The sequence below is a fragment of the Senegalimassilia sp. genome (genome assembly GCF_977052095.1).
Genome location: NZ_CDRSTZ010000050.1, coordinates 1 through 15710, shown reverse-complemented (window position 1 = coordinate 15710; position 15710 = coordinate 1). Strand labels below are relative to the sequence as shown.

Below are 15710 nucleotides of genomic sequence, written 5' to 3'. Positions count from 1 at the left end.
AAGGAGAAGTTCGAGCGTACCAAGCCGCATGTTAACATCGGTACGATCGGCCACGTTGACCACGGCAAGACGACGCTGACCGCTGCCATCTCCAAGACGCTGTCTCAGAACGACGGCTCTCATGGCACCGCTCACGCCGACTTCACCGCCTTCGAGGACATCGACAAGGCTCCCGAGGAGCGCGAGCGCGGCATCACGATCTCCATTGCTCACATTGAGTACGAGACCGACACGCGTCACTACGCTCACGTTGACTGCCCCGGTCACGCTGACTACGTTAAGAACATGATTACCGGTGCTGCCCAGATGGACGGCGCTATCCTGGTTATCGCTGCTACCGACGGTCCTATGGCTCAGACCCGCGAGCATATCCTGCTCGCCCGTCAGGTCGGCGTTCCCTACATCGTCGTGTTCCTGAACAAGTGCGACATGGTCGACGACGAGGAGCTCATCGAGCTCGTCGAGATGGAAACCCGCGAGCTGCTCTCCGAGTACGAGTTCCCCGGAGACGACATTCCGGTTATCCGCGGTTCTGCTCTGAAGGCCCTCGAGGGCGAGAAGGAATGGCAGGACAAGATTTGGGAGCTCATGGATGCTGTTGACTCCTACATCCCCACGCCGGAGCGCGACGTCGACAAGCCGTTCCTGATGGCTGTTGAGGACACCATGACCATCACCGGCCGTGGTACCGTTGCTACTGGTCGTGTTGAGCGCGGCGTTCTGCATGTCAACGACCCGCTGGAGATTGTCGGTATCAAGGAGACCCAGAACACGGTCTGCACCGGCATCGAGATGTTCCGTAAGCTGCTCGACGAGGCTCAGGCTGGCGACAACATCGGCTGCCTGCTCCGTGGCATCAAGCGTGAGGACATCGAGCGTGGCCAGGTTCTCTGCAAGCCTGGTAGCGTGACCCCGCACCAGAAGTTCGAGGGCCAGGTCTACATCCTGACGAAGGAAGAAGGCGGCCGTCACACGCCGTTCTTCGATGGCTATCGTCCGCAGTTCTACTTCCGCACCACCGACATCACCGGTGTTGCTCACCTGCCCGAGGGCACCGAAATGGTTATGCCTGGCGACAACGTGACCATCACTGCTGAGCTGATTCACCCGGTTGCAATGGAGGAAGGCCTCCGCTTCGCTATCCGCGAGGGTGGCCGCACCGTTGGTTCTGGTCGCGTGACCAAGATCATCGCTTAATTAGCTTTTGCTGATTAACAGGAGCCCGCTTTCGGGCGGGCTCCTTATTTCGCTGTTCATGTGTATGTGTTCAAGCTTGTTTGAAGACGGCTTATAAGGAGAGTTCATGCGCACGATGGTTACCTTGGCGTGTACGGAGTGCAAGCGCCGTAACTACACGACCAAGAAAAACAAGCAGAACAACCCTGATCGTATTGAGTTGAAGAAGTACTGCAAGTGGTGCCAGAAGCACACGCTGCATAAGGAAACTCGATAGTTTTCAGAGGTTAGCACGGGCATAGGCCAGTAGCTCCAATTGGTAGAGCGGCGGTCTCCAAAACCGCATGTTGGGGGTTCGAGTCCCTCCTGGCCTGCCAGCTCGAATAGCGAGCAGCTTGTAGTCAGGTTGCTATTTATCAGCAGCTTGATGCCAGGCTGCTTGTTTGGCGTTTAGAGGAAAACGATCCCTGAAGGAATCAGATGGCTAAGAAATCAAAGACTCAGCGTGCGAAGGCTTCTGCTGCTCGTTCGGCACGTAAAGAAGCTAAGAAGGCCGAGGCCGCAGCTGCTGAATTGAAAGCAGCTCAGGGCGAGGTTGCTGAGGAAGAAGCTCCTAAGAAGAAGCTGTTTGGTAAAGCGTCCAAGCCTGAAGGGTCTGCTCAGAACAACAAACAAGTGAAGGCCGCAGAAAAGAAGCCTGAAAAACCTAAGAAGAAGCGCTTCCAGTTCTTCAAGGATGTTAAGGCCGAGATGAAGCGTGTGACGTGGCCGACACGTCAGGATGTGCTTCGTTGGAGCGTTGTGGTTGTTGCAGCACTTTTGTTCTTTGGCGTATACGTTGCCGTTTTGGACAACGGTATCATCACGCCGATTCTCTTTTTGATTTCCGGATTGGGGGCTTAAGGCATGTCTAAGAAGTGGTACGTGCTTCACACCTATTCTGGATATGAAAACAAGGTGAAGACGAATCTTGAGACTCGAATTGAGACCATGGGTCTTGAGAACAATGTCTTCGCTATTGAGATTCCTACGGAAACCGTTACTGAGATCAAAGAAGGCGGACGCCGTAAGGAAAGCGAAAAGAAGGTATTCCCGGGTTACGTGCTTGTTCGCATGGAGCTTGATGATCGTAGCTGGGCTGCGGTCCGTAACACTCCCGGTGTGACTGGTTTTGTTGGCGCAGATAGCAAACCTGCTCCTCTTACTCGCGATGAGTACAACAAGATCATGAAGCGCACCAGCCACGAGGCTCCGAAGAAGACTTCTACGAATCTTGAGGCCGGTCAGTCTGTGAAGGTTGTTTCTGGTCCTCTTGCTGATTTTGACGGTGTGGTGTCGGAGGTTATGCCTGATGCCGGCAAGGTCAAGGTTATGGTTTCCATTTTCGGTCGTGAAACCCCCGTGGAACTTTCCTTCGATCAGGTTTCCTGCATTTAGAATTGATATCCGCAGCAATTGGGCGTGCCCGCGTGGACCGGGGCTTCTCATTCCTGTGTGCTGTGAATATATAATGTGTAAAGCATTTTGAAAGGTTTAAGAATGGCTGAGAAGAAAGTTACCGGCTTCGTTAAGCTGCAGATTCCTGCTGGCGCTGCGAACCCGGCCCCTCCCGTTGGCCCTGCTCTGGGTGCTCAGGGTGTCAACATCATGCAGTTCTGCCAGGCGTTTAACGCTCAGACGCAGGAGCAGAAGGGCACCATCATCCCTGTTGAGATTACCGTCTACGAAGACAAGTCCTTCACCTTCGTGTGCAAGACTCCGCCGGCGGCCGTGCTCATCAAGGAGAAGCTGGGTCTGAAGTCTGCTTCCGGCATCCCGCAGCTGAAGTTCGTGGGCACCCTGTCCCAGGATCAGCTCCGCGAGATCGCTGAGATCAAGATGCCTGACCTGAACGCTAACGACATCGAGGCTGCTATGCGCATCGTTGCCGGTACTGCTCGTTCCATGGGCGTGCGCGTTGAGGGCGTTGAGATGAAGAAGACCTATGTGCCTTCTAAGAAGCTTGCCGCAATCCTCAAGGGTGAGGCCTAAGCTCTCCGCATTCTCTCGAATGCATTCTGTTTTGTTAAGTGGAAGGGCTGTGCGTTAGAAGCCGCACATGCTCGTTACGCACCACGGAAGGAATTTTTAACATGGCTAAGCATTCCAAGGCTTATCGCGCTGCCGTCGAGAAGATCGGTGACGCAACCTACGCTCCGCTTGAGGCTTTCAAGCTGATCAACGAGATTGCAACCACGAAGTTCGACCAGACTGTTGAGGCTCACTTCCGTCTGGGCATCGACACGCGTCAGGCTGATCAGCAGCTGCGCGGTACGGTTTCCCTGCCGAACGGCTCTGGTAAGACTGTCCGTGTTGCTGTGTTCGCTGAGGGCGCTGCTGCTGATGCTGCTCGCGAGGCTGGTGCTGACATCGTTGGCACAGAGGAGCTGACTGCTCAGATTCAGGCTGGCGAGTTCAACTTCGACGCTGCTGTTGCTACCCCGGACCAGATGGGCAAGGTTGGCCGTCTTGGTAAGATCCTCGGCCCCCGTGGCCTGATGCCGAACCCTAAGCTCGGTACGGTTACCCCGAACGTTGCTCAGGCCATCAAGGAGCTCAAGGGCGGCCGCGTTGAGTATCGTGCTGATCGTTACGGCATTGCTCACGTTGTTATCGGCAAGGCCAGCTTTACCGCTGAGCAGCTTGCTGAGAACTACGGCACGGTGTACGACGAGATCCTGCGCATGAAGCCTGCTGCTGCTAAGGGCAAGTACGTCAAGTCCATTAGCGTTTCCGGCACCATGACGCCGGGTGTTTCTGTTGATTCTTCCGTCACGAAGAATTACACGGCTTCCGCTGAATAATCTCAGTCATTCAGGGTATAGAAGGGCGATCCGTAAGGGGTCGCCCTTTTTTGTTGGATTTAGGTGCGGGCGCGGTATCATGTGCTCGGTGCTCGGTGCTCGGTGCTCGGTGCTCGGTGCTCGGTGCTCGGTGCTCGGTGCTCGGTGCTCCGACGATATGTTCTAAAGGATGGATCGCCATCTCCGCTTATTGGGCAGTCGGGCGCTGATAGAAAATCTTTGATAGGAGTTGGTGGAAGTGGCAGTGATTTTGAAGTCTCCTGGTGAGATTGAGGCTATGAAAGCAGCTGGCCAGCTTTCTGCTGAAGTGCTTCGAAAAATCGGTGAATTGGTAAAGCCTGGCGTTACCACGCTCGAGCTTGATGAGTTCGCGGAAACGTATATTCGCGAACATGGTGGTATCCCTGCGTTCAAGGGCTATGGTGGGTTTCCGGGCTCTATTTGCGCATCGGTCAACGAACAGATTGTGCATGGCATTCCGTCTAAAAAGGTGGTTTTACAAACTGGAGACATTCTGAGCGTGGATACTGGCGCAACCGTTGATGGTTGGGTTGGCGACAATGCTTGGACGTTTGCAGTTGGTAAGATTTCAGACGATAAAAAGCGCTTGCTGAAGGTTACCGAGCAGTGCATGTGGGCTGGTCTTGAAAGCGCTGTTGCAGGTAACCATCTTGGCGATATTGGGCATGCGGTTCAGTCTATTGCTGAAAAAGCGGGCTATGGCGTGGTGCGCGAATACGTTGGCCATGGGGTCGGCCATAACATGCATGAAGAACCGAACGTTCCGAACTATGGGCATCGGCATCTGGGCATGAAACTGCAGGTAGGCATGGTGCTTGCCATTGAGCCAATGATCAATATGGGCTCTAGAAAAGTGGTCGATGGTAACGATGGTTGGCTAGTATGCACGCGCGACGGAAAGCCGAGCGCGCATTTCGAGAAGATGGTTGCTATTACCGAAGACGGACCTGTGGTTCTTACCACCGAGCCGGATCATCGTCGTCCGCTGTAGCGTCTCCCACTACTTTTTCGACAGGAGCTCAGCTTCGAAATGGTAGTGCTTGAGAAGCTCTCCTTGGTTTGCGAAAGTCAGGATGCTTATCGCTTTTTTGGTGGATAAGCAACGTAATTGGAGCACTGGCAATTATCTGCAGATTAGTAAGTCGCACGAACAATGCCTTTGCTCTTAGCAATTTTACCGTGGCTGCGGCTCATCCGTGGCCTCTGTTGCTGGGGGCTTGCTAGAGGAGTTTGTTCTATAAACCATAATGGCCGCGGTTAACTCCGCGGCCATTATGGTTTAAGGCTATTGAAGACCTTGTTGTGATTTCAATCGAGAGGATTTATTTATCCCAGCTGATGAAGGCCCAGGTGATAACGCGTGGGTTGCGCAGGCGAAGGGCTTTTTGCGGCAGGCCGTGCTTGTCAAGCGAGCCTACGTGGTCGTTCGCAACAAGGTTGTCGTTGAGCCATGCGTGCAGGCGCGCATAGGCAGATTGGCGCTGGGCCTCGGTGGTGACGGCGCCGGCGGCGTTGTCGATCATACGTTGCAGGCTTTCCGCGGCTTCCTCGTGCGAGGAGAATGTTTCGTAGCGCTGCGATTGGATGTAGTCGACGCGTGGAAACAGCCCCTCGTTCGCAAGGATGCAGATGGCGTAAAGGTGCTGGCGGAACACCGCGTCGGACAGGCCAAGCTCGGAAAGGATGCGCTCATCGGTGCGGGGGCTCGATCCGGTAGGCAGCGTGATGCAAACGCGCCGACGCGCGATGTCGGTCAGGCGCAGCAGACTGTCACGCAAATCGTGCGTGGCGATGGAGCGCGATGCAACGCAGATGTCGACCATGCCAGTGCGCACGCCTTTGGCCGCCCAGTCTTCGTCCCAGCTCATAAGCTTGGAGAACACCGTGCGGATGCCTTGAGATTCTATGACGGCTTGCATGCGGTCGAGCATACCCTGCGAGAAATCGGCGGCGACCACCTTGTGTCCAAGTTCGCCAAGCGGCAGCGCGATGGCGCCGGTGCCGCAGCCCATGTCGAACACCGTTTCGCCAGGCCGTATGCCCATAAGCTCTATGAATCGACAGGCGTAAGGGCCGGCTTGCGCATCGGCGGGGAAGTTAAGCGCTCGCGCGTCCCATTCGGCCGAGTTGTCCGGACGGTTGCGCGCGTTTTGCATCTGCCGCCATTCAGCGTTCCAATCGGCGGTGGAAAGCGCCGGCGCGAAGACGAGGTGCTCCTCGGTTGGCGAAGCGCAGGCGGCGGAGGCGTGCTGCGGTTGAGCACTGCGGAAATCGTTGGTGAAACCGTTTGCCGTGTTGTTTTCGGTCATACTGGAAAGCCCTTCGGGTAGTATCGGCGCAAGCCGATATATTGGATGACAAGGTTGATACGCGAAAGCGCCCCCTCGGCGCTTCGCTGCACTATTTTAAGACGAGGAGCATTGCTATGCACGTTGAACTTCTCTATCACACACCTGATCCGGAACGCGCCATCGCAACGGCGGCGCGTCTGTGCTATGCGCCGGTGGGTGCGGCCGAGCTTATGGAGACCATGCCGCCCGAGCGCGTGAAAAGCGTGCTGACCACCATCATGTCGTCGGGGCACTTCAGCACGCTTGAGCATGCAAGCTACACGTTCGCCATCGATGGGGTGTCCCGCGCGCTGACGCATCAGCTGGTACGTCACCGCATCGCCAGTTTCAATCAGCAAAGCCAGCGCTACGTGAAGTTCAAGGGCGAAGTGTCCGTGGTGAAGCCGGAAAGCGTGGCGGCGAATGCGGAGGCGTCTGCGAAGTTCGACGAGGCCATTCAGGCTGCCGTCGATGCGTATCACGCGCTGCTTGAGGCGGGCGTGCCGGCCGAGGACGCGCGCTACCTGCTGCCGAACGCGGCGGAAAGCAAAATCGTGGTCACCATGAACGTGCGCGAGCTGCTGCACTTCTTCAGCCTGCGTTGCTGCAATCGCGCTCAGTGGGAGATTCGCGATATGGCGCACCGCATGTTGGAGTTGGCTCGGCCCACTGCGCCGTTCATTTTCGCTGACGCTGGCGCGCCGTGCGTGCGCGGTGCGTGCCCCGAAGGCAAGATGACCTGCGGGAATCCGTATCCGAAAGTGACGCGTGAGTAGCTTGGCGAAGCAGAAGAGCGACCTTTCGCGTGCGTTTTCCGAAGACGGCGCGAACAAGACGCACGTAGGCGGGCAGGCGCTTATCGAGGGCGTCATGATGCGCGGCAAGTACAACTGGGCAGTGGGCGTGCGCGAGCCGGACGGCGCAATCTACGAGGAGCAGCACGACCTGTCAAGCGGCCAGGCGAAAAACGGTTGGATGTACTGGCCGCTGGTGCGCGGCTGCCGCGCTATGGTGGAGTCGCTGGTGCTGGGGTATAAGGCGCTTGAGATTGCGGCTATCCATGCGTTCAACGAGGACGAAGAGAACGTTAAGGACGCTGCCGCCAAAGATGGCGTCGCGGGTGGCGGGGCTGCGGCGGATTGCGCGGAGCAAGCTGAGCCTGCGAAACGCGATGGCGTTGCGGAAACGGTATCGCATGTGTGCGGCCGGGACGCCGACGTGGCTGATGGCCAGATGCCGGCGTCGAACGAGCCGGCGTTCTCGTGGAAGGACGATTTCGGCAGACCCGATACGATGATCGACGCGCTTGGGGCTCAGCGGAGCCTTGACGTGGTGTCGGAACCGTCGCAGCCAAGCGAGGCGAAGGCGGCGTCGGCGCCCGTTGCGGAAGACGATGCGGTGTTTGGCAAGAAGGAAATGGCCGTGTCCATGGTGTTGGGCCTGGTCATGGGTGTGGTGCTGTTTATAGTTGCGCCGGCGTTCATCACGAACCTGCTGGTGGGCGAGTACGACTCGAACACGCTTGCGTGGAACGTGGTGGACGGCATTTTGCGCGTGGCGGTGTTCGTGTTCTACATCTGGCTGATCGGGCGCATGAGCGATATCAAGCGTATGTTCGGATACCACGGGGCCGAGCACAAGACCATCCACTGCTTCGAGCACGGGTTGCCGCTGACGCCGGAAAACGCGCGGCAGTTTCCGCGGTTGCACGTGCGTTGCGGCACGGCGTTTCTGATCATGGTGATGATCATCGCCATTTTCGTGTACACCATCACACCGCTTAACGGGCTGATTTCGGCGTGGGGCGTGCCCGATGGCGCCCCGAAGCTGGTGCTGGTCATTGTGGCGCGCATCGTGCTGATGCCGGTGATTGCGGGCATCAGCTACGAGATTACCGTGCGCTGGGCGGGCAGTCATCCCGACAACCCGCTAGTGAAGGTGGTGCTGTGGCCGGGTATGCAGATGCAGTACCTCACCACGAACGAGCCCGACGGCGGCATGCTTGAATGCGCCATCGCGGCCATGAAGCAGGTGCTTGAGCGCGAGGAGCAGGAAGCCGCGAAAGCGACAGGCGCTGTTGAGGGCTAGCAAAAAGCGCAGGTGCGTGTACGGGTTGCTAATGGAAGCGGCGCGGTGCGAAAAGACGGTTCGTGCTGCGCCGTTTTTTGCGCCTTGGTTCTGTGGGCGAAACGGCTTGCGAACTGCGCTCCGGCCACTGCAGCTTGTTGACATATCCGCCGTTAAGCAACGAAAAAGCCCCGCGCGTGCGGGGCTTTTATTCTCGCTAACTTGCTGACTGCGCGGGCGCTAAGCGACTGCGCATGCGAGCATTGGCAGGTACTGCTGTGCGCTTGCGGGAACGGCCAGGTCGATGTTTTGACCGTAAGCGCTGATGGTCACGTAGTTCGGGTCGGAATACGTTGTAAGCGACGCGGGCACGCCTGCCGCCGATCCGCTGATAGTGGTTGTTGCTGCCGCGTCGGCGGGCAGCGTTACGGCTTGCCAATCGTCGATGTCAAGGCTTTCGATGACGTTTTGGACCTGCGTGGTGGAGATGCCGGTGGCGCTGGATATATCGTGCGCGTGTGCCATGAGTGAATCCTCAACAGCGGTTTTCACGCCTGAGGCATCAATCGCCCGGTTCACCACAGCGGTTTTCGCACTAGATGCCGCGGTCTCAAGCGGGCTTGCGTTGGTGGATTGCGGCGTGATAGCGAAAACGCATGCCGCCCCCGCGACAACGATGATGATTGCCCCTGTGCAAATTCCTAATGCTTTTCGTATCATGCAATGCTCCCTAAACTCGCCCGGAAACCGGGTGATCCTCACTATATATGCATGACGGGTGGGTGCCGCCGCTGGTGCGTTCGTGGCCGAATGTGCAAGCGATGTGCAGCGATTCGACGGCTTCCCGTAGAGACAAAAGTACCGTAGCTGCGCGCGATTCAAGAAACGTTCTTCAAACCGCCGCGAATCCTTCGCGTGACGGCAACGAAATCAACACGCTATCTGCTCATTTTTACGCGTCTGTCCGCAAGCGGGATGCACGGTTGTGGGCGACTTGGTCGGTTAGTCAGCGCGTTTGCGGCGCGATCAGATAGCGTTTTCCCAGATGGGGAATGGGTGCTTGGGGCGGCGCCGCTTGAAAACCACCCACAACGGAAGGGGCAGCGGCATGCGCGGACCTGCATTTCGCTGAAACCGCCCACAACGCAGCGGGTGCGGAAGTTTATGGAGGCGATTCGTACACGGTTGTGGGAAAAGTTGTGCTCGCGCGGTTCCAATCGTGTATGCTACGCACTACGCGTGATGCAAGAGCGCGCGAAAATCCCCGCACACGTAAATAAACGAATGGGGCAATCGTGTGAGCGATGTGGCCGGCACGGCCCGAAAGACGAGGAGGGAAGCCACGTGAAGCTGGTGGTAACCGAGAAGAACGACGCCGCAACGAAGATCGCTTCGCTGCTGGGCGCGAAGAAACCGAAGGCGGACAAGGTGTATTCCACGCCCGTGTACCGCTTTGAAGTCGACGGCGAGGAATGGGTGACCATCGGCCTGCGCGGCCATATCTTGGAGCCCGATTTTACGCCGTCTCTCATATATAAGAAGCGCGGCGGCTGGCGCGGCGTCACGGCCGACGGCGAAGCGGTTCCGGCCGAGCTGCCTGCAAGCCTGGCGCGTCCGCCGTTCAAAAAGAAAAAGCCGTTCACCGAAGACGGCGTGGAACTGAAGGCATGGAAGATGGATGCGCTGCCGTATCTGGTGTACGCGCCCATCGAGAAGCTGCCGAAAGAAAAGGAAATCATCCGCAGTCTGAAGAACCTGGCGAAAAAAGCAGACTCCATCGTGATTGCAACCGACTTCGACCGCGAGGGCGAGCTGATCGGCTCCGATGCGCTGTCGTGCATTCAGGAAGTGAACCCCACGGCGCCGGTGTCGCGTGCCCGCTACAGCGCGTTCACGAAGGAAGAGATCACGCATGCGTTCTCAAACCTGGTGGAGCTGGACACGAACCTGGCAAGCGCCGGTGCATCGCGCCAGGACATCGATCTGATTTGGGGCGCGGTGCTGACGCGCTATCTGACGTTGGTGAAATTCGCCGGCTATGGCAACGTGCGCAGCTCGGGACGTGTGCAAACGCCCACGCTGGCGCTGATCGTGGCGCGCGAGCGCGAGCGCTTGGCGTTCATTCCCGAGGATTACTGGGTTATCAAGGGCGCGTTCGATGCCAGCGCGGCGGCGGGTCCCACGCCCGGCGACGGCGAGCTGGCGTTCGTGGCCCCGCATTCCACGGCGCGCTTCAAGGACGAGGCGGCGGCAAAAGCCGCCATGGCCGCGGTGGCAGGCGCCACCAGTGCCACGGTTGCCGCGGTTGACAAGCGCACGCGCAAGCAGCAGCCGCCCGTGCCGTTCAACACCACCAGCTTGATGGCGGCGGCTTCGGCCGAGGGCCTTTCGCCAGCGCGCACCATGCGCATCGCCGAAAGCCTGTACATGGACGGCTACATCTCGTATCCGCGTGTTGACAACACGGTGTATCCTAGCTCGCTTGATCTGGCTGAAGTGGTGAAAACCATCTCGGGCAACCCCGCGTACGGCCCGTATTGCAACCAGCTGCTTTCCGCGGGCGAGCTGCACGCCACGCGCGGCAAGAAGGAAACCACCGACCACCCACCCATCTACCCCACGGCCAAGGCCACGCCCGACGATCTGGCGCCGGCCGACTACAAGCTGTACAACCTGATTGCGCGCCGCTTCCTGGCCACGCTGTCCGATGCGGCCATAGTTGAGGGCACGAAGGTCACGCTTGACGTGGCGGGCGAGAAGTTCGCCGCGAAGGGCGACGTGCTGGTAAGCCCGGGGTTCCGCGCCATCTACCCGTACGGTATGAAGAAGGACGAGCAGCTGCCGGCCATGACGCAAGGCCAGCAGGTTGCGTTCAACGGCGCCGAGTGCACGAAGAAGCAGACCGAGCCGCCGGCGCGCTACAGCCAGGGCAAGCTTATCCAGGAAATGGAGAAGCTGGGCCTGGGTACGAAGTCCACACGCCACAGCATCATCGAGCGTCTGTACACGGTGAAATACATCCAGAACGACCCCATCGAGCCCAGCCAGCTGGGCATGGCGGTGTGCGACGCGCTTGACAAGTTCGCGCCGCATATCACGCATCCGCAGATGACGGCCGAGCTTGAAGAGGAGATGGACAACATCGCCGAGGGCCGCAACACGAAGGCCGCGGTGGTCACGAATAGCCGCAACCTGTTGGCTGAGCAGCTTGCGAACTTGATTCCGCACTCCGAAGAGGTCAAAGACGCCCTGGCCGACGCCGTGGCGGCCGACGCCTACGTGGGCAAGTGCCCGAAGTGCGGCAAGGACCTGCAGATTCGCGTGTCGCAGAAAACGCGCGGCATGTTCATTGGCTGCGCCGGCTGGCCCGATTGCGACGTGACCTACCCGTTGCCGAAGGGCAAGGTGGAGGCGCTGCCCGACCCGTGCCCCACGTGCGGCATGCCCCAGGTGAAGGTGACGGCGTTCCGCTCCAAGCCGCGCACCATCTGCATCGACCCGAACTGCGAGACGAACAAGGAACCCGACGTGGTGGTGGGCGAGTGCCCCACGTGCGCCGCGGCTGGCAAGAAGGCCAAGCTTATCGCGCAGAAGAACCCGCGCACGCTCAAGCGCTTCATCCGCTGCGAGAACTACGACGAGTGCGGCGTGGGCTACCCCTTGCCGCAGTACGGTGCCATCACGGCCACCGACGAGGTGTGCGAGCATTGCGGCGCGCCCATGGTGATCGTCACCACGAACCGCGGTCCCTGGAAGCTGTGCCCGAACTTCAGCTGCCCGGGTAAAGAGATCGAGGCCGAGAAGAAGGCTGCTGCTAAAGAGGCGAAGGCGGCAGAAAAAGCTGCCAAGAAAGCGCCGGCCAAGAAAGCCGCCGCGAAAAAGCCCGCGGCGAAGAAGACGACCGCCAAGAAGACGGCGGCGAAGAAAACGGCCGATAAAGCCGAGTAAGGTACTTGCGCAGTAAGCCAAGGTGAAAGCAAAGGCGGCGTCCCGTTTGGGACGCCGCCTTTTGTGTTGCAATAGTTATTCCTTGCCCCAGGTCCACGTGGCGGGGTCTTCTGGCGTGCGCCAGTTGCAGGGGTCGGGCGCGGCCATGGCGCGCGTGCCGGCGATGATGAAATCGATGCCCTGGTGGAACATCTCGATGTCGGTGTCCGCGTCGGAAATGGTTGTCCAGCGCCCGCCGGCGTACTGGTCTTCGGCCTTCGTGGTGAGCTTGAGCTTGCGCTTCACGGCCATGTCGATGAACCCGGACAAGTATGAACGCAGCACGCTGTACATGGTTTCATAGATGTGGTCGGACATGCCCTGGTCGGTATGCAGGTAGTAGATGTTGCGTCGATGCTTCTGCGGCGTTTCGATCTGCGTTTGCATCTGCACGATCCTGATATTCGGATGCGCTAGGTTCGTGCGCAGGATAGATCCGCACGTGCGGTGCAGCGTGTCTTCCCAGAATTCTCCGGCAATCGGTGCGTTGTCGATTTCGGACTGCATCTTCTGCAGCACGTAGAACAGCAGCTGCTTTTTCGAGGGCACATAGGTGTACACGCTCATGGTGCCGATGCCAAGTTCTTCGGCAAGGGCGCGGATACTGAACTTCGCATATCCCTGCGCATCGATCATGCGAAACGCGACGTCGACCACTTCCTCTTGCGTGGTTGCGGTGCTTGTTGGTTTTTGAGGGGACTGTGCCACGAGTGAATCGCCTGCTAACTGGTGCTTAAAACTTGGAACGGACTCGAAGGTTAAAGCAAATATCGCCAGAACTCCCCAACGGTGGGAAATTGTCCACAGAGAAAGCTTGAAAACGTACGCCGTACAGTGTACGATACATGACCGTTGTACTCCGTACGGTGTACGAACGGAGAGGAATCGGGCGCGAATGGTTTGGTTTGCGCCCCAAAAGCAGTTATTAGGGAGGGAACATGGCAGAGCAAGCAGCAAGCGGGATGTCCCGCCGCGGCTTCATGCGTGCCGCAGGCGTTAGCCTGCTCGGCGCGGCTGCGGCCACCGGTGCCTTCGGTTTGACCGGCTGCGCTGGCGAGGCAAAGGCCGCCGGCGTCACGGTTGAAAACAAGGGCGGTTGCGGCGACTTCAACGAGAGCATCTACACCGACGTCTTCCCGGTGAAGACGCGCAACGTGCCGGTGCTTGACGTGGAAAGCGGCATCGTGCGTCAGGGCCCCGTGGCTTTCGAGATGCGCGACATCCCCGCAAGCGAGATCACGCGCACCGAGGAAACCGACGTGCTGGTGTGCGGCTGCGGCCTGACGGGCAGCGTGGCTGCGCTGGCGGCGTCCGACGACGGCAAAACGAAGGTCCTGTGCATCGAGAAGATGACGAAGGGCCGCGGCATGTTCGAGGGCATGGGCGTTGTTGGCGGCAAGAAGATGGAAGAGGGCGACAACATCGTCGACAAGGCCGAGATGATGGACCGTATGCGCCACGCGGCGTACTACCGCGTGCCCATCGATCCCATCAAGCTGTGGGCCGACCGTTCCGGCGAGGCTGCTGACTGGCTGCAGGACAAGTTCGACGAGGGCGAAGGCCAAATCGACACCTACTTCAAGAAGGGCAACCCCAGCGCGCACAACTTCGAGGTGCCGCAAACGGAGATTGCTTTCAAGAGCCCGCAGTGGAGCGAGCAGACCGTGAAGAACGCCGGCGGCGCGGGCATCTACATTGTGGCCGACCTGGCGAACACGTTCAGCAAGCGCTCGAACGCCGATCTGCGCTACAGCACGTCTGCTGTGCAGCTTATCCGCGAGGACAACGGTCGCGTGACCGGCGCCATCTGCAAGGATGCCGATGGCTACTTCCGCGTGAACGCTTCGAAGGGCGTCATTCTGGCCACGGGCGGCTTCGATTCGAACCCGGCCATGCTGAAGGCCTGGTGCCGCGCCGAGGACATTGCCGCGTGCGCCAGCTGGTGTCCCAACGAAGGCACCACGGGCGACGGCCAGCTGATGGGCTTGGCCGTGGGCGGCCAGATGGACCCGCTGCCGGCGGCCATCATGAACTTCGACTTCGGCAGCCCCGACTCGTTCTACGCCTCGAACCTGGGCATCACCGCGCTGGTTTCCGCGGGCATCATGATCAACGAGCAGGGTCGCCGCTTCGCCAGCGAAGGCCTGCCGTTCCAGGCGCGCTCGAACGCCATCACGGCGCAGCGCCACTACGGCACCGACACCTGGCGCGTGGCTTCCACCACGCAGCTGGGCGCTAACGCCGCCACCATCCTGGAGAAGCTTGAGCCGTTCAAGGAGAAGGGCTGGGCGTTCGAGGCTTCCAGCTTGGACGAGCTGGCCGGTTACATGAACGTGCCTGCCGACACGCTGAAGGCCGAGGTTGCGCGCTTCAACACGTTCGTGGACAACAAGAAGGACGAGGACTTCAACCGTCCCATGGAGAAGGCCACGAAGATCGAGGGCGAGAAGTACTACGCCATCAAGCACCAGTCTTCCATCCTGGCCACCGTGTCCGGCCTGGTTGTGGACTACAACTGCAACGTGCTTGACTACGACAACGAGCCGATCGAGGGCCTGTTCGCCGCGGGCGGCGCATCGGGCGGCTTCTTCTCCGGCAACTATCCGCGTCATATTTTCGGCCCGTCGGTCGGCCGCTGCGTCACGTTCGGTTACGTGGCGGGCCAGACCGCCGCGCAGGGGGTGAAATAACCAATGGCAGAAGAGAAAAAGAACGCTGGCAAGAAGCGCTGGCCTATCGTCGTGGGCGTTGTTGCCGCGGTGCTGATCGTGGCATGTTGCGGCGGTTGGGCGTGGCATAACACGCCGAGCTTCTGCGGCACGGTGTGCCATGATTCCATGGGCAACCACCTGGCCAATTACGAGGGCACCGACGAGTCGAACGGCGCCGGTCTTGCCGCTTGGCATGGTCAGCACGAGGGTACCACGTGCCTGGATTGCCATACGGCCGAGCTTGACGTGCAGGTGGCCGAGCTGCAGTCGCAGCTGGCTGGCGACACGGACAACCTGGGTCTGGGCGATCGCTACTACATCGACAACGACAAGTGCCTGTCCTGCCATGGCGGTTCCTACGATGAGCTGGCCAAGCAGACCGAGTCGCTGGGCGCGTACAACCCGCACAACAGCCCGCACGGCCAGATCAACTGCAACGAGTGCCACAAGGGCCACGAGGCTCAGGTTGACACCTGCGGTCAGTGCCATCCCAACGGCGGCCAGACCATGCGCGGCAACAACTAAGCGTGCGTTAACGGTTTAGCTTTCCGCGCAATGTGCGCAAACAAGAGGCG

Annotated in this window: 15 protein-coding genes and 1 tRNA gene; 13 read left to right on the top strand and 3 right to left on the bottom strand. The window is 59.2% G+C overall.

All coding sequences use genetic code 11. The annotated features are described in order from the left end of the window. The 8 genes from tuf to map form a co-directional block, all read left to right on the top strand. Positions 1–1197: elongation factor Tu (gene tuf / locus ACWI6D_RS08095; RefSeq protein WP_449134306.1), on the top strand; the 1197-nt coding region annotated here is incomplete at its 5' end. Positions 1198–1303: 106 nt separating this feature from the next. Continuing rightward, positions 1304–1453 (top strand): 50S ribosomal protein L33, encoded by a 150-nt coding sequence (gene rpmG / locus ACWI6D_RS08090; protein ID WP_042434722.1) that lies wholly within the window; start codon positions 1304–1306, stop codon positions 1451–1453. A 23-nt stretch (positions 1454–1476) separates the two neighbouring features. Continuing rightward, positions 1477–1553: transfer RNA gene (locus tag ACWI6D_RS08085), tRNA-Trp, on the top strand. A 103-nt stretch (positions 1554–1656) separates the two neighbouring features. Then, positions 1657–2079 carry a preprotein translocase subunit SecE gene (secE, locus tag ACWI6D_RS08080; protein ID WP_129424200.1) on the top strand — a complete coding sequence of 141 codons (423 nt, stop codon included), beginning with the start codon at positions 1657–1659 and terminating at the stop codon, positions 2077–2079. Between the two features lie 3 nt (positions 2080–2082). Further along, on the top strand, positions 2083–2613 hold the full coding sequence (gene nusG / locus ACWI6D_RS08075) for a transcription termination/antitermination protein NusG (protein ID WP_288285597.1): 531 nt from the start codon (positions 2083–2085) through the stop codon (positions 2611–2613). A 102-nt stretch (positions 2614–2715) separates the two neighbouring features. Next, positions 2716–3207: a 50S ribosomal protein L11 gene (rplK, locus tag ACWI6D_RS08070; RefSeq protein WP_337368690.1), complete on the top strand. Its 492-nt coding sequence runs from the start codon at positions 2716–2718 to the stop codon at positions 3205–3207. Between the two features lie 101 nt (positions 3208–3308). Beyond that, a complete protein-coding gene (gene rplA, locus ACWI6D_RS08065) occupies positions 3309–4019 on the top strand; it encodes a 50S ribosomal protein L1 (RefSeq protein WP_129424206.1) in 711 nt (236 codons plus the stop codon). A gap of 238 nt (positions 4020–4257) precedes the next feature. Then, entirely contained in the window at positions 4258–5031 is a 774-nt protein-coding gene (map, locus tag ACWI6D_RS08060) for a type I methionyl aminopeptidase (RefSeq protein WP_337368948.1), read from the top strand. 331 nt (positions 5032–5362) lie between these two features. Here map and ACWI6D_RS08055 read toward each other — a convergent pair whose 3' ends face one another. Continuing rightward, the gene (locus tag ACWI6D_RS08055) at positions 5363–6349 is read right to left on the bottom strand and encodes a class I SAM-dependent methyltransferase (protein WP_449134305.1); all 987 of its coding nucleotides are present in this window, start codon (positions 6347–6349) and stop codon (positions 5363–5365) included. 116 nt (positions 6350–6465) lie between these two features. On the opposite strand from ACWI6D_RS08055, the gene thyX reads away from it, so the two are divergent. Both thyX and ACWI6D_RS08045 read left to right on the top strand, forming a co-directional pair. Further along, complete coding sequence (thyX, locus tag ACWI6D_RS08050; RefSeq protein WP_449134304.1) at positions 6466–7146, top strand: FAD-dependent thymidylate synthase; 681 nt, start codon at positions 6466–6468, stop codon at positions 7144–7146. After that, positions 7139–8458 carry a DUF1385 domain-containing protein gene (locus tag ACWI6D_RS08045; RefSeq protein ID WP_449134303.1) on the top strand — a complete coding sequence of 440 codons (1320 nt, stop codon included), beginning with the start codon at positions 7139–7141 and terminating at the stop codon, positions 8456–8458. The genes thyX and ACWI6D_RS08045 overlap by 8 nt, the downstream gene beginning before the upstream one ends. Before the next feature lie 219 nt (positions 8459–8677). On the opposite strand, the gene ACWI6D_RS08040 is transcribed toward ACWI6D_RS08045, so the two are convergent. Next, positions 8678–9157, bottom strand: coding sequence for a hypothetical protein (locus ACWI6D_RS08040; protein ID WP_449134302.1), 480 nt, complete (start codon positions 9155–9157; stop codon positions 8678–8680). 624 nt (positions 9158–9781) lie between these two features. Here ACWI6D_RS08040 and ACWI6D_RS08035 point away from each other — a divergent pair. Beyond that, positions 9782–12385 carry a DNA topoisomerase I gene (locus tag ACWI6D_RS08035; protein WP_449134301.1) on the top strand — a complete coding sequence of 868 codons (2604 nt, stop codon included), beginning with the start codon at positions 9782–9784 and terminating at the stop codon, positions 12383–12385. A gap of 75 nt (positions 12386–12460) precedes the next feature. On the opposite strand, the gene ACWI6D_RS08030 is transcribed toward ACWI6D_RS08035, so the two are convergent. After that, positions 12461–13132, bottom strand: coding sequence for a TetR/AcrR family transcriptional regulator (locus ACWI6D_RS08030; protein ID WP_449134300.1), 672 nt, complete (start codon positions 13130–13132; stop codon positions 12461–12463). Positions 13133–13362: 230 nt separating this feature from the next. Here ACWI6D_RS08030 and ACWI6D_RS08025 point away from each other — a divergent pair, with 230 nt between their 5' ends. Next, on the top strand, positions 13363–15114 hold the full coding sequence (locus tag ACWI6D_RS08025) for an FAD-dependent oxidoreductase (RefSeq protein ID WP_449134299.1): 1752 nt from the start codon (positions 13363–13365) through the stop codon (positions 15112–15114). A gap of 3 nt (positions 15115–15117) precedes the next feature. Beyond that, positions 15118–15660: a cytochrome c3 family protein gene (locus tag ACWI6D_RS08020; RefSeq protein WP_129424224.1), complete on the top strand. Its 543-nt coding sequence runs from the start codon at positions 15118–15120 to the stop codon at positions 15658–15660. The last annotated feature ends 50 nt before the right edge of the window (positions 15661–15710 follow it).

Coding starts and splice junctions, on each gene's coding strand:
- ACWI6D_RS08020 (WP_129424224.1), top strand. CDS start 15,118: ATGGCAGAAGAGAAAAAGAACGCTGGCAAGAAGCGCTGGCCTATCGTC.
- secE (WP_129424200.1), top strand. CDS start 1,657: ATGGCTAAGAAATCAAAGACTCAGCGTGCGAAGGCTTCTGCTGCTCGT.
- nusG (WP_288285597.1), top strand. CDS start 2,083: ATGTCTAAGAAGTGGTACGTGCTTCACACCTATTCTGGATATGAAAAC.
- thyX (WP_449134304.1), top strand. CDS start 6,466: ATGCACGTTGAACTTCTCTATCACACACCTGATCCGGAACGCGCCATC.
- ACWI6D_RS08055 (WP_449134305.1), bottom strand. CDS start 6,349: ATGACCGAAAACAACACGGCAAACGGTTTCACCAACGATTTCCGCAGT.
- ACWI6D_RS08040 (WP_449134302.1), bottom strand. CDS start 9,157: ATGATACGAAAAGCATTAGGAATTTGCACAGGGGCAATCATCATCGTT.
- rplK (WP_337368690.1), top strand. CDS start 2,716: ATGGCTGAGAAGAAAGTTACCGGCTTCGTTAAGCTGCAGATTCCTGCT.
- ACWI6D_RS08025 (WP_449134299.1), top strand. CDS start 13,363: ATGGCAGAGCAAGCAGCAAGCGGGATGTCCCGCCGCGGCTTCATGCGT.
- rpmG (WP_042434722.1), top strand. CDS start 1,304: ATGCGCACGATGGTTACCTTGGCGTGTACGGAGTGCAAGCGCCGTAAC.
- rplA (WP_129424206.1), top strand. CDS start 3,309: ATGGCTAAGCATTCCAAGGCTTATCGCGCTGCCGTCGAGAAGATCGGT.